This window comes from Helicobacter sp. MIT 03-1616, assembly GCF_000765685.2.
GTDB classification, from domain to species: Bacteria; Campylobacterota; Campylobacteria; order Campylobacterales; family Helicobacteraceae; genus Helicobacter_C; species Helicobacter_C typhlonius.
In genome coordinates, this window is the sequence record NZ_JROY02000011.1 from 49,253 (window position 1) to 68,857 (window position 19,605).

22 protein-coding genes are annotated in these 19,605 nt (G+C 39.5%); 3 read left to right on the forward strand and 19 right to left on the reverse strand.

Annotated features, from left to right (window positions below):
• Position 1: 1 nt before the first annotated feature.
• The 17 genes from LS67_RS07900 to LS67_RS07975 all read right to left on the reverse strand — a co-directional run bounded on the left by LS67_RS07900 (position 2) and on the right by LS67_RS07975 (position 17,155).
• Positions 2–2,188 (reverse strand): M99 family carboxypeptidase catalytic domain-containing protein, encoded by a 2,187-nt coding sequence (locus LS67_RS07900; protein WP_034328207.1) that lies wholly within the window; start codon positions 2,186–2,188, stop codon positions 2–4.
• Positions 2,188–3,084: a glycine--tRNA ligase subunit alpha gene (gene glyQ, locus LS67_RS07905; RefSeq protein ID WP_034328205.1), complete on the reverse strand. Its 897-nt coding sequence runs from the start codon at positions 3,082–3,084 to the stop codon at positions 2,188–2,190. The genes LS67_RS07900 and glyQ overlap by 1 nt, the downstream gene beginning before the upstream one ends.
• A gap of 1 nt (position 3,085) precedes the next feature.
• The gene (locus tag LS67_RS07910; RefSeq protein ID WP_034328204.1) at positions 3,086–4,105 is read right to left on the reverse strand and encodes a damage-control phosphatase ARMT1 family protein; all 1,020 of its coding nucleotides are present in this window, start codon (positions 4,103–4,105) and stop codon (positions 3,086–3,088) included.
• On the reverse strand, positions 4,102–4,587 hold the full coding sequence (locus LS67_RS07915; protein ID WP_034328203.1) for a DUF3972 domain-containing protein: 486 nt from the start codon (positions 4,585–4,587) through the stop codon (positions 4,102–4,104). Before LS67_RS07915 ends, LS67_RS07910 begins: the two co-directional genes overlap by 4 nt.
• Entirely contained in the window at positions 4,587–5,084 is a 498-nt protein-coding gene (purE, locus tag LS67_RS07920) for a 5-(carboxyamino)imidazole ribonucleotide mutase (RefSeq protein WP_034328201.1), read from the reverse strand. The genes LS67_RS07915 and purE overlap by 1 nt, the downstream gene beginning before the upstream one ends.
• A 64-nt stretch (positions 5,085–5,148) precedes the next feature.
• The gene (gene thrC, locus LS67_RS07925; protein WP_034328200.1) at positions 5,149–6,654 is read right to left on the reverse strand and encodes a threonine synthase; all 1,506 of its coding nucleotides are present in this window, start codon (positions 6,652–6,654) and stop codon (positions 5,149–5,151) included.
• A 147-nt stretch (positions 6,655–6,801) separates the two neighbouring features.
• A complete protein-coding gene (locus LS67_RS07930) occupies positions 6,802–7,446 on the reverse strand; it encodes an outer membrane beta-barrel protein (protein ID WP_034328198.1) in 645 nt (214 codons plus the stop codon).
• A 196-nt stretch (positions 7,447–7,642) separates the two neighbouring features.
• A complete protein-coding gene (gene dxr / locus LS67_RS07935) occupies positions 7,643–8,758 on the reverse strand; it encodes a 1-deoxy-D-xylulose-5-phosphate reductoisomerase (RefSeq protein ID WP_138109684.1) in 1,116 nt (371 codons plus the stop codon).
• 9 nt (positions 8,759–8,767) lie between these two features.
• On the reverse strand, positions 8,768–9,787 hold the full coding sequence (locus tag LS67_RS07940) for a phosphatidate cytidylyltransferase (RefSeq protein WP_034328246.1): 1,020 nt from the start codon (positions 9,785–9,787) through the stop codon (positions 8,768–8,770).
• 44 nt (positions 9,788–9,831) lie between these two features.
• Positions 9,832–9,969, reverse strand: a complete 138-nt coding sequence (locus LS67_RS09655) for a hypothetical protein (protein ID WP_156407274.1) — start codon at positions 9,967–9,969, stop codon at positions 9,832–9,834.
• A gap of 159 nt (positions 9,970–10,128) precedes the next feature.
• Entirely contained in the window at positions 10,129–10,980 is an 852-nt protein-coding gene (locus LS67_RS07945) for a hypothetical protein (RefSeq protein ID WP_034328249.1), read from the reverse strand.
• A gap of 56 nt (positions 10,981–11,036) precedes the next feature.
• On the reverse strand, positions 11,037–12,902 hold the full coding sequence (rpoD, locus tag LS67_RS07950) for an RNA polymerase sigma factor RpoD (protein WP_034328252.1): 1,866 nt from the start codon (positions 12,900–12,902) through the stop codon (positions 11,037–11,039).
• 116 nt (positions 12,903–13,018) lie between these two features.
• Entirely contained in the window at positions 13,019–13,966 is a 948-nt protein-coding gene (locus LS67_RS07955) for a thiamine pyrophosphate-dependent enzyme (protein WP_034328254.1), read from the reverse strand.
• Between the two features lie 11 nt (positions 13,967–13,977).
• The gene (locus LS67_RS07960) at positions 13,978–15,198 is read right to left on the reverse strand and encodes a 2-oxoacid:ferredoxin oxidoreductase subunit alpha (protein WP_034328256.1); all 1,221 of its coding nucleotides are present in this window, start codon (positions 15,196–15,198) and stop codon (positions 13,978–13,980) included.
• 16 nt (positions 15,199–15,214) lie between these two features.
• Positions 15,215–15,610: a 4Fe-4S dicluster domain-containing protein gene (locus LS67_RS07965; protein ID WP_034328258.1), complete on the reverse strand. Its 396-nt coding sequence runs from the start codon at positions 15,608–15,610 to the stop codon at positions 15,215–15,217.
• Positions 15,611–15,628: 18 nt separating this feature from the next.
• Positions 15,629–16,189, reverse strand: a complete 561-nt coding sequence (locus LS67_RS07970) for a pyruvate flavodoxin oxidoreductase subunit gamma (protein ID WP_034328260.1) — start codon at positions 16,187–16,189, stop codon at positions 15,629–15,631.
• 333 nt (positions 16,190–16,522) lie between these two features.
• Complete coding sequence (locus LS67_RS07975) at positions 16,523–17,155, reverse strand: lysozyme inhibitor LprI family protein (protein WP_236096376.1); 633 nt, start codon at positions 17,153–17,155, stop codon at positions 16,523–16,525.
• Between the two features lie 182 nt (positions 17,156–17,337).
• Here LS67_RS07975 and LS67_RS10265 point away from each other — a divergent pair, with 182 nt between their 5' ends.
• The 3 genes from LS67_RS10265 to LS67_RS07990 all read left to right on the forward strand — a co-directional run bounded on the left by LS67_RS10265 (position 17,338) and on the right by LS67_RS07990 (position 18,796).
• Complete coding sequence (locus tag LS67_RS10265) at positions 17,338–17,499, forward strand: zinc ribbon-containing protein (protein WP_161594487.1); 162 nt, start codon at positions 17,338–17,340, stop codon at positions 17,497–17,499.
• 216 nt (positions 17,500–17,715) lie between these two features.
• Entirely contained in the window at positions 17,716–17,979 is a 264-nt protein-coding gene (locus LS67_RS07985; protein ID WP_052082037.1) for a hypothetical protein, read from the forward strand.
• 4 nt (positions 17,980–17,983) lie between these two features.
• Complete coding sequence (locus LS67_RS07990; protein WP_052099913.1) at positions 17,984–18,796, forward strand: Fic/DOC family protein; 813 nt, start codon at positions 17,984–17,986, stop codon at positions 18,794–18,796.
• Positions 18,797–19,074: 278 nt separating this feature from the next.
• On the opposite strand, the gene LS67_RS07995 is transcribed toward LS67_RS07990, so the two are convergent.
• Positions 19,075–19,305 carry a hypothetical protein gene (locus LS67_RS07995; protein ID WP_138109686.1) on the reverse strand — a complete coding sequence of 77 codons (231 nt, stop codon included), beginning with the start codon at positions 19,303–19,305 and terminating at the stop codon, positions 19,075–19,077.
• The coding region (locus tag LS67_RS09660) for a hypothetical protein (protein ID WP_161594488.1) at positions 19,302–19,605 on the reverse strand (304 nt) is incomplete at its 5' end. The genes LS67_RS07995 and LS67_RS09660, both read right to left, overlap by 4 nt.

Genomic DNA, 19,605 nt, shown 5'->3' on the forward strand with positions numbered 1-19,605 from the left:
TTTACCTCTCATTTGTGTTTTCAAGCGGAGATAGGAGATGTCTAGCGACATAGCCACTGATTTCGCGTGTGCCATTGTCGCTATGAAAGATATAGTGAATCTTAGCCCATTTTTTGTCTGCGCTTAAATCAACAATACGCATTTGCCGACCAAGCGGGGCTTTCGCTACTACTGCACCTGTCATTGATGGGGCATTGCGCACGAGTGCAATACTTACCTTTACTTTTGCATTCGGGGTTTGTTTTATCTCATTGCTAGATTCTGTAAGTTTAGCATCTTGCGAGGTTACATTTTTAGAATCTATAGGTTTTGAATCTTTGATGTGTTTTGCGCTTGATAGGGCGACTTCTTGCGTTTTAGATGTTGTAGTTTGTGGCTCTGTCTGTGTGAGTGCGCTCGTAATGATATAACCCTCTTTATTGTGTGTGCTATGATATGTAAATGAAACCTTACTCCACTTGCCGCCCTCTATAAGATTCACACGCGTCCCTTGTGGGAGCTTGACAATGATTTGTGCGTTTGTATTGCCTTGTGTGCGCACATTTACGCCTTTTTCGCTTTTGACAAAATATATAGAATCCTGCGCGTTTTTGCTTAAAGATTCTTTACTCACAATTTCTTTGGTGTTGTCTTTGGTGGCAATGCTTTGCGTGGTTTCTTTGCTTGTGATTTTATGCTCTGGCTTGTTTAGATACTCTTTGGCTGTGCTTTGGGCTTTGGTATCTCGTGTGATTGTGTTTTGTGCTATAACTTGAGAGACTTTTACAGAATCCTTTTGAGTGGTCGCGGGGGTGTAGTGTATGGCGACAAAGGTGGGCTGTGCTTTGGGCTTTGGTGTATCAAAAGAAAATGTAATCATACCGCTAAAGGCTTCCCCGCGATAAAATTCTGCGCGAAAGGTTTTTGCGGTGGTATCAAGGCTGTATTTAGGAAGCAAGTCTTTTTTATAGATTTTCACATTGCTTTCATTGGGCGCATTGCTGCTTTGGTTTGGTAGGACGAAGCCAATCACATTTACGCGATAATCTCCTAAAGATTCAAATTCTATGTTTTCATTCTCATCAAGGTAGATAAGCGATCCTATGGGGACTACGCGCCTTTCCCCGTTGATTTTTATACCAATTTCTTTAAGACTACTATCAAAGCTACGATACTCTGGTATCAAAGTGCTAAGTGTGTGTGAGCCGTGTTTGAGGGCAACTTGAGTTTGCGCTTGATTGAGTGAAAGTAAGCCAAGCAAATGGCTCTCACTCTGTAAATTAATATGTTTGAGTGAGGTGTTTTTTGGGAGTGGAAAATAGGTGATGTGTGGGCGCAAAGATTCTAATGGCAGGGTGATGAGATTATTAATTTGCGCCTCCAAGCCTTTGGGCGAGACAAGCGGTTTTATAGAATCTACATCAAGCGTAAAGTCGCGCATAAAGCTAATGCCTAGCTGCCCTAGCAAAGATTCGATAGAATGCAGATGATAATACACGCGTGTGGGTAAATCAAGCTCTTTGCTCGCCTCATTTGTAAGGGCAGGTTTGCCAAGTGAGAGGGAATAGAAAGTGAGGGCTTTGAGTTGTTCTGTATCGTTTTTTGCCTCTGTGTGCGTATTATGTAGGTGGTAGCGATGAATGGGAGCTAAAATATGCTCGTTAATATCTGCTACCATTTGAGACACATAGGATTTCAGATTCCCATATTTTGCGCCCTCTAGTGTTGCTTGGTCGATTACGGAGCAATTCCCCCAACGCAAGGGATTAAGCAAGGAACTAATATAAGTAGGACGCCAATACCCGCTCCCATCGTGCAAATGCAAGGAAATATCGATTTCTGGGCTATGGAGTAGCTCCTTAATTTTTTGTATATTTTTATAATCAGGGTCAGTTGGAGCGAGTGCGGCAAACTTGCGATTCATATCACCATACAAACCACGCACATTTGCAAACATACTATGAGGATTAACAACAGGCACAACCCACACACTACCCTTTGTGATTTTGTAATGACGCATAAAAACATCGGTGGCATAATATGCACCCGGCTCATTGCCGTGAATTCCACCCATTAAAAGCAGGGTAGGGGCTCTTTTGTCGCCTTCATTGATCTTATAGAGTGCAAAATCACGCACGAGATTTTCTGCGTGGAGCGCAGCACAAAAGAAACAAAAGACAATGATGATATTTTTAAGAAAAATGCGCATCATGCTCCCTTAGCTTTCTCTAGCTTTTGATTTCTTTCTTCTTCCATTTCTTTATATAGCAAGGCACAGGCTTTAGCAAGCTCGCGTATTTGCAAAATATAATCTTGTCTTTGTGCGACAGAGATAACGCCTCTTGCGTCAAGGACATTAAAGCTATGACTTGCAAACATCGTATAATCATACGCAACAAGCGGGATTCTCGCTTGTAGGCAGTTTTGTGCTTCCTTTGCATATTGATTAAAGAGTGAAAAAAGCATTTGTGTATCGGCAATTTCAAAATGATATTTAGAAAACTCATATTCACCTTGTAAATGTACATCAGCATATGACATAGGTGCAGCATTTTCAAAGTCATTCCACCTTATATCAAAGATGTTTTCTACTCCTTGAATATACATTGCTAATCGTTCCACACCATAGGTAATTTCTACCGCCACAGGTGAGCAGGGTATCCCACCTACTTGTTGAAAATATGTGAATTGCGTTACTTCCATACCATCAAGCCATACTTCCCAGCCAAGCCCCCACGCGCCTAGTGTTGGGGATTCCCAATTATCCTCTACAAAGCGCACATCGTGAGCGCGTAAATCTAATCCCAAGGATTCAAGACTCTGCAAATATAGCTCCTGAATCTTATCCGGGCTTGGCTTGATAAGCACTTGAAATTGATAATAACTTCCTAAGCGATTTGGATTCTCTCCGTAGCGTCCGTCTGTGGGGCGGCGTGAGGGCGCGACATAGGCTACACTCCACGGCTTAGAATCTAAGCTCCTTAATAAAGTTGCCGGGTGAAATGTCCCCGCTCCTGCGGGAATATCATAGGGTTGCACGATGAGGCAACCTTGATTTTTCCAAAATTCTTGTAGCTTTAATAAAATATTTGAAAAGCTTAGCATACTACTCCTTTGTTGTGCGATTGTGGATAAACATCATTCTGCCTTTTTCCACATCGCAGTATTGCGCCACCACATCGCATTTGACTTTAAAAAGCAAGAAAAGACGTTCATCTTTTTGGGTATTGAGACATTCAAAATTCCCCATTCCCTTTGCTAAAATTACATCGGCATTATCATAAATACCCCGTGTTTGCGCGTTTGCTCCCGCATAGACAAAGCCCGGGCTTCTTACGCCACTATCAAGCAAAGTGCAATATTTTTGTATGTTTTGTGCTAAAGGGTGAGCTAAATCTGTAATAGTCAAGTCATTGATAATAGGTTCTCCGCGCGTGGCATAGAAAATCTGTAAATGTGGATAAATGCTTTTAAGTGATTGAAGTAGCACCTCATCAAAGAGATTTTCCCCCGCATTATCAGCGATATAAAGGAGAGTTTGCGCGCTATTGAGCCTAGAGATAAACAGCTCTAAATCAAAACGCGCAAAATTAATAGTATGAAAGCTAAAGTCGCCTTGCGCGAAATCAAAGCTATGCTGTGAGCCATAATCAATCACATTGCCTAAAATCGCCACGCGCACCGCCCAATTAAGTCTTTTAAAAATAGAATCTGCGCTGAAGTTTGTGGTAGATTCTGTGGGAGATTCTAAGGTGAAGCTTTCACACGCAGATTTGACAATACAATTTGCTTTCTGTTGGGATTCTAAATTCTGTTTAGAATCTACATCTTTACCTATCTCTAAAATCGGCGCAGGATAGGTGCTAAGGAGGCTTTGCACGATTTTAGTAGCTTGAGCTATACTCTCTTTTTTTATCTCTGCAAATGGGTCGCTTAAATGTGTGCTATGTCGAAAGGATTCATACACATCAATAGCGATTTGAGGTGGCATAAGCCCTCGCCCCTTAGCATTTTCAAGCACACTATCTATGTTTTGTCGAATAGTTTTGCTATCCATTTGCAACATAGCGCAGAGATTATCTACTTGGGATTGCAAACAGCTAAAACACGCATTAGTCGCTATCATTTTGTCTCGGTCATATTAGCGACTTTACCCCACATTAGGCGATATTTTCGCTTCATAAATTCTATTTCCTCACGCGCTTTTTCAAGTTCTAAACGTAGGGTTTCCATTGTTTTTTTATCATCATCATAGACTTCTTGCATAGAAATAAGCGCATCCTTGAGGAAGCTATTTTCATTTTTAAAAGCACTTATGGTTTCATCTTTTGCCGAGATGACTTTATCGTGTAGCCCTAAAATCGTAGAGATTGTTTTTTCAACAAAAACAGGGTCTAGCTCCTTGCCACTCATATCAGCAGAGACGAGATTAGATTCTACTTTTTTCACGAGCGCACCCACGCCAGAAGTCGCATCGACAAAGGTTTTTTCTCCGTCTTTTTTGCTTTTGATGCTTCCTTCGCTAATGAGTTCCGTGATTTTGGCTTCATCTAAGCCAGAGAGTTTTACAAACTCTTCTAACTCAACCCAAGTCGTTGCATTCTCCATTAGCCCCTCCTCACCTCAATTTCAGCAGAATCTAACTCGACTTTTTTTGCTTTCATCACGCGGTCTTCTATAAGTTTTCCCGCAAGCTCATCATTTTTAAGGCTTAAGATTTGCATAGCTAAATGCGCTGCGTTTATCGCTCCGGCTTTACCAATACTTACCGTTGCTACAGGCATAGAGCTAGGCATTTGCACGGTGGATAAAAGTGCATCAAGCCCATCAAGCGCACCACCACTTAAGGGCACACCTATAACAGGTTTGCAAGTTTGTGAGGCAATCGCTCCTGCTAAATGTGCTGCCATACCCGCTGCCCCAATAAAAACTTGCGCCCCGCGAGATTGTGCGTCTTTGATGTAGGATTTTGTGCGCTCGGGTGAGCGATGAGCTGAACTAATGATGACTTCATAGGCGACATCAAATTTTTTAAAAACCTCTATGCACTCACTCATTACATTCCAATCGCTTTTGCTTCCCATAATGACACTTACAAAATCCATCTTTGCTCCTTAGATAATATAGCCTAGCTTAAATCGTTGATTCTATCATATTTGTTTTAAATTTTCAGTTTTTATCTCTAAGCCACTGCATAATGCAAGATTCTATCTCTGTGGGAGAAATCACATCATTTTGCACTTCCTCCTTATCAAAAAGTATGCCAATTTGTGGAGGGATACTCACTTGTGTATGCCCACAAATACCCTCCAATGCTTCTTTATCATTTTTGCATATTCCTTGCACGATATGAGCCTTAGCTAGAGCTTCCCACACACTCGGGGCAAATTTACTCCATTCTGCTGTGGAGAGAAAAATGGTTTTAGTAATAGCACCTTCTTCTTGTAGTTTTTTTGCTCCATAATATGCTATTGCGCTATGTGGGTCAAGCACAAAGCCTTTTTTGAATCCTTGCGCTATACTTTGAAGACATTGTGTATCATCACAAAATAAGGCGAGGAAATCCTCTTGCAAAAGGGCTAATTCATCTTTATTAAGCGCGTAAGTTCCTGTTGTATTGAGTGATTGCATACATTCTTTTGTGCGTTTTGCCCCAAAGAGTGTATATAGCACACGCTCGACATTTGAGCTTTTGAGAATATCCATAGCAGGAGATTTGGATTTGAGGAGAGTGCGTTGAGAAATGTCATACACGCCTGTATTGATAAAATCACTTAAGATATTATTGACATTTGATGCAACGACAAGTTTATCTATGGGCAAACCCATTTTTTTTGCAAAAAATGCTCCCAAAATATTGCCAAAATTACCGCTTGGCACGACAATGGAGATTTTTTCACCAAGTGTGAGTTTGTTATTTTTTAAAAGACTCATATACGCCCAAAAATGATAAACGATTTGAAAAACAATGCGTCCTATATTGACAGAATTTGCCGCAGAAAGAGCAATGTTTTGCTTATGGAGAGATTCTATAAAATGTGTGTTGTTTAGTAGGGATTTGAGTGCATTTTGTGCGTCATCAAAATCCCCATAAATGCCTATCACTTTACAATTACTTGCTTCTTGTGTTGTCATTTGTAGTCTTTGTACATCGCTTGTGCCACCACTTGGGTAAAGACAAACAGCCTTGATAAAGGGCTTATTGGCAAAGCTTTGTAAGGTTGCAGGTCCTGTATCACCGCTTGTGGCGGCAAGAATCATATAAGTTTGCTCTTTTTGTGCGGCAAAGTGCGAAAGCAATGCCCCAAAAGGTTGTAATGCCATATCTTTAAATGCGCGAGTAGGACCAGAGTAGAGATTAAGCATAAAGAGATTTTCATCAAAGCTCATAATTGGGGCAGGATTATTTGGATTATCAAAGCTTTTATAGCATTGTAATATATCTTTTAAAAGCACCTCATCAAGCCCCAAATTAAGAGTTTTAAAAAGCTTGATACACAGCTCTTCATAGCTTAAACTACCTAGAGAGTTGATATCTTGTGTGCTAAGTTCTGGCAGAGTATCAAAAGTGTAGAGTCCTCCCTGTGGTGCGGAGGGATTGAGAATAGCATCTTTGAAATTTTTTGCAAGAGCGGGGTTAGAATCTCTTGTGGAGATAAAAGTGCGGATATTCATAGTATTCCTTGTGAGTGGATTATTACGCAAATTTGCAAGTATTCTACCATACTCAATTAATAACACGGCTAAAAGAAATAAGAAGCAAACTAGGGAGTGTGAGATTCCCTAGCAGAATATTTCTAAGAGATAGAGTTCGACAAAATCTTAGAAAGTGTAGTTGTATCCAATTTGCACGATATAAGTGCGAAGTGTAGCTGTCCCATTTGCCATAGGTAGCATCATAGGATTAGTATCTGATTCGTAATCATAGGCTACTAATGGAATCTTTGCTCCAAGGAGGATTTGACTTGCATCATTGAAGTTATAGGTAAGCCCTACATTTAAAGGCACAGCAAGTCCGCCTTTAGCACCAGCTGAAATACTCATCATTGCTGTTTTCCAAGTAGGGTCATATTGTTGATAGCCTACACCGATACCGATATACGCGCCAAAAGAGCGAGTAAAATTCAACCAATAATCTACATTTGCAGTGATAAGATGTTGATTAATATCAGCATCTACATTGCCAATTAGTGTAGAATTATCTTTAGAGCCTTTGCTTTGATTGTAGTTATAGCTGATATAGTATTTTAAACCATAATTTTCGCTCAAAGCTTGTTTATAGCCTACATCTAGCCCTACTGCCCAACCAAAGCCACTTGTAGGGAAGTTATCTTTTAATCCTGTGAATCCTGTATATGAGGGCGTAGTAATAGGCACACCTGCATTTACCCCGACAAACAAACCGTTACTTTGTGCATTTGCCGCTACGCAGAGGAGACCCGCTAATACTATTGAGATTTTTTTCATATCTTATCCTTTCATATCCTTAAAATTTGCCCCATCAAATTTGAGACAATGGATTTTCTATTGTAGCCCAACGACAAAAAAAAAAAAATAAACTTTTCCATTTCCTATAAGAAATATGAAGCTTGTTACATAAAGTGCCAAGTTACGATAATTTTGCTGTATTTGAATCTTAAAATTTTATGCTTTATCTCATTAATTAGTCTATGCTGTATCCTCGTGCTTGAAGCCATTCTGTGCTTTTTGCCCTTACATTTTTATCAAGAGCGCAAATAGATTCTAAACTTCGCAGAGTGCTGAAATCAGTGTCTGCAAAAGATTCTATCATCGCAAGGACAAGCGCACTAATTTCGCCAAAAGGTATGTGCCTAGATAAGAAATGTGCCACGGCGACTTCATTGCTTGCATTAAGCACTACACCCTTTTGCGGTGTGTGTAAAAGTGTATCTTTTAGAGTCCACAAAGGATAGCGCGTAGATTCAATAGGCTTAAAGCTAAGAGAGAGCGAGTAGGGCGAGAGAGGCGAGATAAAACCCTGCTCCATTGCAAGGGCAGGATTTATCGCATAGGCAATAGGGAGTTTCATATCTGGGTGGCTGATGTGCGCGGTTGTGCTGCCGTCTTTGAACTCGATGAGTGCGTGAATGCTTGAGCTAGATTCAATAAGCGCGTCTATATGTGAGGTATCAAAGAGCCACCGCGCTTCGAGCAATTCAAAGAGTTTGTTTGCCATTGTCGCTGAATCTATGGTGATTTTCTGCCCCATTTGCCAATTTGGGTGCTTGAGGGCTTCTTGTGGTGTGGCGAGTGGAATCTTATCAAGCGGATAATCCCTAAACGCCCCACCACTCGCTGTAATATAGAGTTTATGTAAAGGGCGATTGCCGAGCAAATACCATAGCCCAAAATGTTCGCTATCAATGGGCGTGATATGCGAATCTTGCAAGAGCCAACCAGCATTGACAAGGCTTTCTTTGTTTGCGAGGGCGCATTTTTTGCCACATTGTAGAATCTTAAAGCTAGGGGCAAGTCCAACAAAACCCACGAGTGCGTTGATGACAAGCATAGATTGGGAGGATTCTATCATTTCTAAAATCCCGCTATTACCACAAAAGAGGCGGTAATTCCCGGAGATGAGTTTATGCGAATCTGCTTTATCCGCGATACACACATTTTTGGGCTTATGGGCGGCTATTTGCTGATTGAGGAGTGCAATATTTTTTCCCGCGCTTAAGGATTCTATGGGAATACCAAAGCGTGTAGCGACTTCAAGGGCGTTTGTGCCAATGCTCCCTGTGCTGCCAAGTATAACCACGAAAAAGCTCTAAAGCATAATATCAAGGTTATTGTATCCGGGCAAAAAGAAAAGTAAAAAGTGCATAACAACCGCACCAAAAAGTATGGCGTCAAATCTATCGAGCACACCGCCGTGCCCGGGTAGCAAAGTGCCACTATCTTTTACATCTACTTCGCGCTTGAGGTAGCTTTCAAATAAATCGCCAAACACGGAGCTAATCGCCACGACAATGGTAATAATGAGTGAGTAAAAAAAGCCCCCACAAGGACCTATGCCCACAAGTGAGCCAACTATCACGCCACAAGCCACACCGCATATCACACCTTCGATTGTTTTCTTTGGACTGGTGGGGCAAAAGGGTGTTTTGCCAAAGGCTTTGCCCCCAAAATACGCACCTGTATCGGTAAAAGCAACGATAACAATAAGCCATATAAGCACCCATATCCCCGCACCCCCGGCGTCTTTATACAGGGCGTAAATGCTTAAAAATGGCAAGAGTGGATAAAGAAATGGAAGTAGGGTTTTGGGACTAATTTTTTTGCTGTAAGCAAGATAGGAGGCGTAAGCAACCAAAATAAAAAGAGCAGATTCTATCACGCGGTCATTAAAGTAGGCACATACCCACGCCAATGTGGTAGCAATGTAGTAGTGTAGGGCGGATTGTAAGCCATAGAGTTTGAGGGATTCTTGTATGCCAACAAGGCAAAATGCGCACAGAACTACGCAAATAAGCAGCGGAGAATTAATGCTTAGCACAATAGTAAGTGCGGCGATAAGCACAATAGCGGTGATAAAACGCGACTTGTCAGCACTAAAACGCGCGGCTATGTTGCTTGTGATGCTTTGTGATGTGCTCACTTCCTCTATCACTTCGTAATCTTTAATGTTGTGCGCCGATGTAGTATTAGAGTGGCTATCGCTAGAGATATGACTTGCATCTTTTTGCTTAGAATCTACAGATTTCTTAGTATTTTTGCGCGATGTGCGCTTTGAATCTGTATTTTCTATACTTGCTTTATCTTTGGTATTTTTGCTAGGATTTTTCATTTTTATCCTTTATATTTGTGTAGCGTTGATGCAACATTGTATCATTAAAGTTTTTTAGATTCAATAACGCAGTTTTGCGAAGTGGATTGAGTAGCAAAAAATGTCGTAGGAGCGAGTAGTATCCTATGAATGATAAAATAAAGGGAGCGATTTGCGTGTGGCACTAAAGCCACAAACCTCATATCTGTATATTCACTCCCTAATAAGAATCATAGATTCAAATATTAGAAACTAGCTGTATTTTACTATTACTGCTCTTTGGAAAAATCAAAACAACAAAAGGAAGTTAAAGTAAGATAGATAAGGTATGATTATAGGGGTTGAAAAACACATAAAAAATGCTATTTTTGCTTGTTGCTCTCAATTTGTGAAGAATGGATATAACCTAATATAGCGTCCTTACCACTTTTGGCTGAAGGTGGAAAGTAAAAGACTCTTAGCCATTCACCAATACTTCGTCCCCACATATAATAAACAAAAGCATTTTTATTTTTTAAATCTTCCACTTGGATTTGCGCGATAATCTCTCCTGCCTTTTTGCCATCATTTTTTGGCTCACCTCTTAAATTAATATAACTATCCTTTGTTTTAGGGAATTGTTGTAAATGCGGTGCAATGCCAATCTCATAATAATGCTTGGATATTGGAGAAAGTGCTTTAATTTTTTTTATATGCCCTACCTTTATAGGAAAATCTTTTTTTCCATCAAATCCATAATAATTGAATACTACCTGCGCTCTCACTGCGACTGCACCAAAAATTATCTCCTTTGCTTGTAAATCATAAGGGAGGATTCTATATATTTCATCAATCCCTACAAGCACACCAAAATTAGTCTTTTCATTAAAAGAAGCTTTCTTATAATCCCATTGTTTAAGTTGCTCATTATAAACTCCTTGTTTATATGGGTCAAACGAAAAAGGAAGCTCAAGGTTGCTATCAGGGTAAAATACCCAATTCCAAGCACCTTGGTTAAATTCATAAGCCATTTCAAGCACACCGGTAAGCTCTACTTCGCCATCAAAATCCACACTATACCTCTCCTCTGCCATTTCAGGCGAGAGTGTATTAGAAAACATTGTCCCCTTATTGCTTAAAAGTGAAGTATTGTATAATTGTGGAGGTTCATATCCAAGTAATAATGAAGTTGAAGCTATCCCTAGCAATATAAATTTTACTTTTTGTAAAAACATTTGCGCTTCTCCCCTTCAAATCTATGAAACAAAAAGCAATTTGGCTTTCTCTAACCCTATTCCTCAATATAATTTTTAAGCTTTCTACCTACTTTTGGGTGCTTGAGTTTTTTAATCGCACTTGATTCTATTTGTCGCACTCTCTCACGCGTAACATTAAGCTCCTTGCCAATTTCCTCTAGAGTCCTATCACTCTCGTCATTGAGTAGTCCAAAGCGCATACGAATCACAGCCTGTTCCCTGTCGTTAAGCTGTTCGAGCACTTCATCAATTTGCACTTTCAAGTCTTCTTTAAGGATAAAGTCCATAGGACCAACTAAGCTTTTATCCTCTACAAAATCTCCAAATTTACCATCATCATCGCTTCCAATAGGTGCATCAAGACTCACGGGTTCTTTTGTGATTTTAATCACATTTTTTACTTTATCAATAGGCAGCCCGACTTCTTTAGCGATAAAATCAATATCTGGTTCTTTGCCTGTTTCCTGCACGTGCTTACGCATAATCTTGTGGATTCTATTAATCGTCTCTATCATATGGATAGGAATACGAATTGTGCGTGCTTGGTCGGCAATCGCACGCGAAATTGCTTGTCTAATCCACCAAGTCGCATAGGTGGAAAATTTAAAACCCTTTTGATATTCAAACTTATCCACGGCTTTCATTAGCCCGATGTTACCCTCTTGAATCAAATCTAAAAAGGGCAAACCACGATTTGTATAACGTTTGGCTATGCTCACTACTAAGCGTAGATTAGATTTTGCCATTTTTGCTTTTGCCTTATCCGAAATAGACTTTCCACGTTTGATTTGCTCTAAAATCTCTTTTAGTTTTTCAGGCTCGAGGTTGAATCCCCCTTCGCTCGCCTCTTTGGTTTGGAAGATTTTTTTAAGCTCCACATACACGCTTACCATAGTCGTTTCTGGCACCATTGCAGCGATTTCATCGCGACTCATATTTGTGATATTTGCAAGGATTTTTTTATGATTTTCCACGAGGGTTTCATTGAAAAGTGGGAGCTTATATTCAAGTCGTTTTAGTTCGCGCTCGAAGCCATCGCCGCTTTTTATGGTGTTTTCCATAGCTTTTACAAGCTCGTTGATAAGCTTACTTGTAGGACCTAAGTCTAAAAGCTTTGTTTTTAGAATATGCTTTTTGTATGAGAGAAGCAAAATATGACTAATCTCGTCCTCTCCCTCTAAAATTGGGCTTTCAAGCACCTTGAGCCATTCTTTTTTTGCCTTATCGAGTGCCTTAAAGCTTTCCATAACCTTTTCTACGCGTTTTTGGTCTTTTTTTGAATTTATTTTTTGCACACCCTCATCATCTTCTAAATCAAATTCTTCCTCTTCTTTATTTTCTTCATCTTCATCATCAAAATTCTTAAAAAGCTCTTTTACGCGCCTTTCACGCTTAATTAGCGCGTCTTTATAATCATAGATAAAATCAATTAAATATGGCACGGAGCAAATCGCGTCAAGTATTGTGTTTTCGCCTAATTCAATTTGCTTGCTTAAGCTAATCTCTTCCTCTTTTGTCAAAAGCGGAATCTGCCCCATTTCGCGCAAATACATACGCACAGGGCTGTCGCTCCTGCTCCATTCGAGTAGCTCTTTGTCTTTCATAAAATCAAACTCATCTTCGAGTTCCTCATCAAGCATTTTTTTCTTATCAGCTTGACGTTTAATCTGCTCTTGAGTATTGAGCATTTTAGCCACTTCTGAGGAACTAAGAAGTTGTTTTTTGTATTTTTTGCTTAAATCTTTGATTTTCTTTACCTGTGTGCTCGTGGGGGCTTTTGTCATAATTTGAGCGATTTTTTCGTAGGTAATGTAATCATTATCAGCTTTTTTAAACAGATTCTCTAATTCAGCATTGATTTCTTTTGATTTTTTGCCTGTTTTATCGGATTTTTCTTGCATATTTCAATCCTCGCGGTAAAATTAGTATGGGTGTGTAGAATCGGCGATTGTATATCTTTTTGAATAATAAATAATTAATGCCCCCTAAAAATTTAAGGGAGCTATGTGGGGGGGGGCTATTTTGGATTGATTTCCTCTCTGCGTTGGAGATATTCCCAACGTGCCTCTACATCTTTTTGGAATTGCTTGATAATATGCTCATTTTCAGGTTTGAAGAGATGTTTAAATCTGCCTTGTGCGCCCAAATAATCACGCACGGGAATAACATTGCGTGGGCGGTAGGTAATGTGAAGCTCCGTGCCATTAATGATTTCAAACAATGGAAATACAAGAGAATCCACGGCTAAATCGCTAATCTCAACGGTTTTATTAGATTCAAACCGCCATTCTGTGGTGCAGGCACTCATTGCGTTGATAAATGTAGGTCCCTCTGTATCAATAGCGCGCTTAATTTTCTTATTCATATCTTTCCATTTATTTGGAGCGACCTGTGCAACATATGGCGCGTGATGAGCTGCCATAATAAAAAGTATGTCTTTCTTGCGTTCCTTTTTACCATAACTTGCGCTTCCTGCAGGAGTAGTTGAAGTGCTAGAACCAAAAGGCGTAGAGCTACTTCGTTGCCCACCTGTGTTTGCATAGACTTCATTATCAAGGCAGATGTAAGTCATATCGTGTCCGCGTTCAAAGCAGCCACTAATCCATTGGAATCCAATATCATAAGTCGCGCCATCACCACCAAATGCAACAAATTTAGGCTTTTCACCTGTATATCTGCCTTTGCGTGCAAGAGCTTTATACATAGCCTCTGCACCAGCTACTGCTGTAGAACCATTCTCAAAGCCTATGTGAATCCAAGGCACATCCCAGCTTGTATGCGGATACACAGCACTTGAAACTTCAAGGCAACCTGTAGAGTTGCCTAAAACAATGGGTCCATCAACAGCGTTTAACACTTCTCGAACAATCATTCCGTGAGCGCATCCCGGACAAAGCAAATGCGCACCTTCAAATTTCTTTGATGATTTTTGAAACTCTTTGAGATTTTTAACTTCTTTTACCATATCTATTCTCCTTAAAAAAAGCTCATCTTAGGTCCGCGAAGTCCTAACATTTGTTGAAGTGGATGTGTGAGCTTACCAGCTTGTGCATTTGAGTTAAGCTCGACAAAAATACTTTCCAAGTGTGATTGCATTAAATCGCGACCACCAAGCCCATAAATGTAGTTTGACATTACAGGGTGTGCATTTGCAGCGAGTGCAGCGGCTGAAAACTCATTGAAAAGCATACCCATAGCACCTGCTGGGAGGCTTCTATCAAGACAAGCAATTGCCTTAAGGTTCTTAATAGTCTCTCCAATGCGCTTAAGCGGGAATGGGCGCAAAGTGCGGATAGAAAGCACACCCGCTTTAATGCCCTTTTCCTTTCGCACTTTTTTTGCTGCCACACGAGCAGATTCTACACTTGTGCCAAGTGCCACAATCGCTACTTCTGCATCATCTAAATCGTAAGTCTCTACAAGATTATATTTGCGCCCTGAAAGCTTTGCAAAAGATTCAAACACTTCCTCTATTATCGCGGCTGAATCCATAATGCCCTTATGTAGCTGCGCCTTATGCTCGAAGTGCCAATCTTCCTCTGTTTGCGCACCATAAGTTACAGGATTTGAAAAATTAAGCATAGGATTATGAGGGATATAATCCCCAATAAACTTGTATGCGACCTCATCGGTAAATGGACGCACTGATTGAGCTGTATGAGAACAAATAAAACCATCTTGATTCACAATTACTGGCACTCTTACGCGTTTATCCTCGGCAATTTTAAATGCCATAAGGTTGAAGTCATAAGCTTCTTGGGGGTTATAGGTGCAGAGATTTATCCAGCCTGTATCACGGCTAAGATACATATCAGAATGGTCTCCATTGACATTAAGCGGTGCGGCGAGTGCGCGATTAACAAGATTCAAAACGATAGGCAAACGCATACCAGAGGCTTGATAGAGCACTTCCACCATAAGTGCAAAACCTTGAGAGCTTGTAGCTGTTGCCACGCGCCCACCTGCTGCCGCTGCCCCCACACACGCACTCATCGCGGCGTGTTCGGATTCTACCATTACAAATTCGCCATCAACATAGCCATTACTCACAAAGCTTCCATAGTTTTGCACAATGGGTGTTGAGGGTGTGATAGGATATGCAGCTACAACATCAATTTGTGCTTGACGAAGTGCTTGAGAAGCCGCAGTATTGCCATCCCATACTTCAATATCTCTTAATTCCATTACTTTAGCCATTATCTCCTCCTCTGCATTACTTTTTAGAATCTTTGCTCGGCCATTCTTTGAGCGCTTCTTCATTGTCTTTGTGGTCGCTAAACATCAAAAGTGACTTAGGATTTGTAGGGCAGACATCTACGCACACACCACAACCCTTACAATGCACATAATCCACACCAGCTAGTTTTTCATCTTGTGTAAGAATAGCCGCATCTGGGCAAAACACCCAGCAGTTAAAGCAATTAATACATATTTCACTATTATGCACCGGCTTTTCTACACGCCAATGCGCTACACTATCGCTAAATGAGCTATCGCCGCTATAAGTTCGCACACTCTTATAAATCTCCCTTGCGCCATCTACGCCTTTTTTAAAGGGGAAAAGCACGGAGCCTATTTCAAATTGGTCCCAATCTTTTAATTTATCCATAATCTCTCCTTGTGAGCGTTACTTTACTTCATCATAGGCTCGTCTAATAGCCACTTTGTTTGCATCAATAATTTTTTGAGGAAGTTTTTTGCCAAGCACTTTAGAGAAAGATTCTAGGAAGAAGTCAATCTCAAGCATACCCGAAACTTTCATCAATGCTCCTAGCATTGGTGCATTTGGCACGGATTTACCTATTGCGTCAATGGAGATTTGAATGCAGTCAAGTGTATAAATCTCCTTGCTTGCGAGCTCTGGCTTTTTGGTAATAAGCTCATCTTTGCTTAAGCGCGTAGTGATGATATACTTTGTTGAGGGTTTGTCATAAAGACAAATGTTTGTGATAAAAACAAGCCCGGGGTCGATAACTAAAATATAATCTGGATTCATAAACTTTTCGTGATTTAAAATAGGTTCTGAATCTATCCTGTTGTAAGCCGTCATTGACGCACCGCGTTTTGCCGAACCATAAAATGCGAAAGCCTGAACTTCTTTGCCCGTTCCCGCAATCACATCTGCTAGACCTTTTGCGCCCGTTACCGCGCCTTGCCCAGCACGAGAATGCCATCGTATCTCAAGCATACTATCTCCTTACCTTGAATTTTCGGTTAAGATTCTAATGAATTTTTGCTTATACTCGTATCATTTTGAAACAATCTTGATAAAGACATTTGAATCTAAAGGTAAATTTTACACATTCTTGCAAAAAGTCGCTCATTGCAAAAAGTTTTGTCTTAAATCATTAATCTTTTGGCGTAGATTATTGGTTTTCGGCAGTAAATGACGTTCTTTGAAAGATTATGATGCTTATAAACCAATGTGCAAATGGATTATAAAGTGTGGCAAAATTCTTTGCACCTGATGAATAGAGTTTGTAGGAGCGCAGATTTAAGCATATAGAATCTTTACGCACCCTTATTTATTATCATCGCTTATATTCCCAAAGATACTATAAAAGTCAATAGCCTCACCATTCTTTGCAGTCTTATATCGCAAAAAAAGCTCCTCTACCCGTTTTTTGAGAAATGTAAGTTTTGCGCCATTTGCAATAACGCTCCACATCGTGCCGCCCCCATTACTCTCATAAATGTGTGCGTGGTGCTGACGCAGATATGCCTCATAGCTATCACGGAGCTTGAGCCACGCCCTTTGCTCCTCTAGCAGAGTATCTTGCCCTTTTCCTTGATTTTGCTTTTTGTATTCAGCACGATAGAGATTGTAATACTTATTTAAAAGCTTGTCATACTCCTCGTAGCCATAAGAAAGTGTCTCTATCATTCCTTGCGTGCTACTTAGCACACCAGCACTAAGCATAGCTATTTCGCATTCTAGGCGGGTTATCTCAAACTTATAGGTTTGCTCGTGCGGTGGGGATTGGCGGACTTGCGCCTTTGCCTTTGCCGCCTCTTTGGTGCATTCTGTTCCAACATACTCTAGCTTTGCAGGTTCAATACCCACGTTTTTTGCAAGTTGTCGCAAACTCTCACTATCTGCAAAGGCAGTATGACACATCACGCTAAATGCAAACGCCACATTTATGTATTTCACTCTTATTTGCAATCCTTTTTGCTCTTTCTTGCCTGTTAGATTCTATGATTTTATAATGAGAATATTAATATAATTCATATCAAATCATAGGGAAAGTATTTATAGTCTTTAAATTCGTCTTTATTTTAATTATAAAACAAGGAAGGATTTATGGATAAAATGATATATCAATAGGTTCTAATGTGTCAGGCGGAAAATTTAAATGCAATAAATGTAATTATGTTATCACAATGCTTTCTGCTTCTTCTCTGCCACCTTGCCCAAATTGCAAGAGTAACAATACTTGGAAAAACTTATCAGGAAAAGGCAATGCACCAAGCCACCCATACCCCAACGAAAAATAAAATATAAATTAGCGAAAGACCTCATTTCTTAACTTAACCACATTGTCAGTGAATCTTGCAATCAAACTTACGCGAGAGGGAAGAGGGAGATGAAGTCTTATTTTATTACTCATAATGCAAAGATAAGCAAATTTTTGCTATGATTGTGAAAGCCTAAAACACGAGATTTGTGCTTAGTAAGCAAGTAGCATACTCACAAAAGATAAGGGAGATAAAATGACAGCACAAGTAAATGTATTAGCAACGAATAATTATCCAGAAGCCCATAGCCTAGAAGAATCTTTGGCAATTTTAGAATCTTATAGGAACAATCTCACAGAGACACAATATAAAAGCATTCGCTCCAATATTTGCAATTTTGCTATTGAGGATATGTTTGCAAATCAACAAGATATTATTGAGCTTATTCAAATAGAAAAAGGTGAAAAAACCGCTGATGAAATTATAGCCCAACATAAGAGCCAATGGGGGCTACTTTAAAACAATGTGGGATAGCGATGAGCATCTTAATGATTTTGATAGATTTTTGCTTGAAACCAATCTTGTAGGTGCGACTTCGCTTGATGAACTACGCCATAGAGAAAGATTACTTACACTAAAACGCACGCAAACACTCAAAACCACACATATTAAACGCGACTTTAGCTACAAACACCTAAAAGCTATTCATAAACATATATTCCAAGATGTCTATACTTGGGCGGGACAAGATAGGTATGAAATGGGTTTATATGGATTTATGAGTAAGGGGGATTCTACCTTTTGTAAAGGGAGTTTTCTCCCCAAACAATCTAAAAATATTTTTGAGAATCTAAAGCAATGTAGCTTACACGAAAAACAAAAAGATGTGGATACTCTTGCACAGAATTTAACCACCTTTATGACTGATTTAAATGCTTTGCACCCTTTTAGAGAGGGGAATGGAAGAGTTCAGAGAATCTTTATCAATGAATTAGCTCATAATGCAGGATTTGCGCTAGATTTAAACCTCATACCTAAAAATGATATGATAGAAGCCTCCATACAGGCAATGCAAGGAGATAATACAGAGCTTTTAAAGCTTATCAAAACTAACCTATACAGCAACACCCAAGCCGAACTACAAAGACGACTAGATATTAATCTCAACAACTATGGAAAAGTAAATGATGAAAAACAAAAACAAGAATTTTTAGAAAGAGCAAACGCTATCAAAGAACAAACTAAGAAGTTTAATATCACTTTAGATTCCAAGTCTTTACAGAGATTAGAGAGGATAAATCAAGAGCAAAACAAAGAACGCGGTAGGGGGAGATGAATCGCGAGAATCCTCACTAAAGCCTTTCTTTCCCCTTTTTAAAAGTCTCATTTTTAGCTTACTAGGGTAAAACAACGCGTTGCTTTTGTTTTAAGATATTGTTTGTGCGTGGCACTTCTTATTCCATAGCTCCGAAGTGTTTGAGTTTGCTTACGCAAATCTCCACTTCTCTATTTTAAACTATCTAGTCGTATTGACTTCTTGTGAAAGCCTATAAACAAAAAATGCTAAACCACCAAAAAATGCTAAACCCGAAACAATAACAGCTACGACTCCAATCATTCCATTTTCTCCAATTCATCAAGTTCTTTGAAAAATAAAGCAATAGACAGAATTAAAAACGCTATCAAAACAATTGCCCCAAAGACAACGCCTAAAGCTCTAACCATATCTAGCTTTTCATAGTTTATTACAGCATACCCAAATAAACCAAACAATGCTGTCAAAAAAGCTATAATAATAGCCTTTAGCATATCTAACATTATCTTTACTCTTTCTTTTCTACTCATCTACCCATTCCTTTAGCCCTATCATATTCAAATTCTTTATAAAGTTGCTTAAAATTTTCAAATGTATTAGCTTGTATTTTCTCTTTTAGACTTGCTTCATAGAAGCTTTTATTGCGTATATCTTGTTTTTTACAATACCAATCTATAAACTCATCAATATCAAGGCGAGAATCCACAATCATTTTTGTTTTTTCTATTTTAGCAGATGAAATTTTTTCTTGAGTAGATTCAAAAGTATAAGGCGTGTTTAAGAATTGACTTAAAGCCTTAAGCTCATTCTCTTTAAACTTGCTTCTTTCC

What these genes read in the sequence shown, in the direction of transcription:
- LS67_RS07900 (WP_034328207.1), bottom strand. Translation starts at nt 2,188, where the DNA reads ATGCGCATTTTTCTTAAAAATATCATCATTGTCTTTTGTTTCTTTTGT.
- LS67_RS07970 (WP_034328260.1), bottom strand. Translation starts at nt 16,189, where the DNA reads ATGCTTGAGATACGATGGCATTCTCGTGCTGGGCAAGGCGCGGTAACG.
- rpoD (WP_034328252.1), bottom strand. Translation starts at nt 12,902, where the DNA reads ATGCAAGAAAAATCCGATAAAACAGGCAAAAAATCAAAAGAAATCAAT.
- LS67_RS07930 (WP_034328198.1), bottom strand. Translation starts at nt 7,446, where the DNA reads ATGAAAAAAATCTCAATAGTATTAGCGGGTCTCCTCTGCGTAGCGGCA.
- LS67_RS07985 (WP_052082037.1), top strand. Translation starts at nt 17,716, where the DNA reads ATGACAGCACAAGTAAATGTATTAGCAACGAATAATTATCCAGAAGCC.
- LS67_RS07910 (WP_034328204.1), bottom strand. Translation starts at nt 4,105, where the DNA reads ATGATAGCGACTAATGCGTGTTTTAGCTGTTTGCAATCCCAAGTAGAT.
- glyQ (WP_034328205.1), bottom strand. Translation starts at nt 3,084, where the DNA reads ATGCTAAGCTTTTCAAATATTTTATTAAAGCTACAAGAATTTTGGAAA.
- LS67_RS07965 (WP_034328258.1), bottom strand. Translation starts at nt 15,610, where the DNA reads ATGGATAAATTAAAAGATTGGGACCAATTTGAAATAGGCTCCGTGCTT.
- LS67_RS07995 (WP_138109686.1), bottom strand. Translation starts at nt 19,305, where the DNA reads ATGAGTAGAAAAGAAAGAGTAAAGATAATGTTAGATATGCTAAAGGCT.
- LS67_RS07945 (WP_034328249.1), bottom strand. Translation starts at nt 10,980, where the DNA reads ATGTTTTTACAAAAAGTAAAATTTATATTGCTAGGGATAGCTTCAACT.
- LS67_RS07940 (WP_034328246.1), bottom strand. Translation starts at nt 9,787, where the DNA reads ATGAAAAATCCTAGCAAAAATACCAAAGATAAAGCAAGTATAGAAAAT.
- LS67_RS07915 (WP_034328203.1), bottom strand. Translation starts at nt 4,587, where the DNA reads ATGGAGAATGCAACGACTTGGGTTGAGTTAGAAGAGTTTGTAAAACTC.
- LS67_RS09655 (WP_156407274.1), bottom strand. Translation starts at nt 9,969, where the DNA reads ATGAGGTTTGTGGCTTTAGTGCCACACGCAAATCGCTCCCTTTATTTT.
- purE (WP_034328201.1), bottom strand. Translation starts at nt 5,084, where the DNA reads ATGGATTTTGTAAGTGTCATTATGGGAAGCAAAAGCGATTGGAATGTA.
- LS67_RS07990 (WP_052099913.1), top strand. Translation starts at nt 17,984, where the DNA reads ATGTGGGATAGCGATGAGCATCTTAATGATTTTGATAGATTTTTGCTT.
- LS67_RS07955 (WP_034328254.1), bottom strand. Translation starts at nt 13,966, where the DNA reads ATGGTAAAAGAAGTTAAAAATCTCAAAGAGTTTCAAAAATCATCAAAG.
- LS67_RS07960 (WP_034328256.1), bottom strand. Translation starts at nt 15,198, where the DNA reads ATGGCTAAAGTAATGGAATTAAGAGATATTGAAGTATGGGATGGCAAT.
- thrC (WP_034328200.1), bottom strand. Translation starts at nt 6,654, where the DNA reads ATGAATATCCGCACTTTTATCTCCACAAGAGATTCTAACCCCGCTCTT.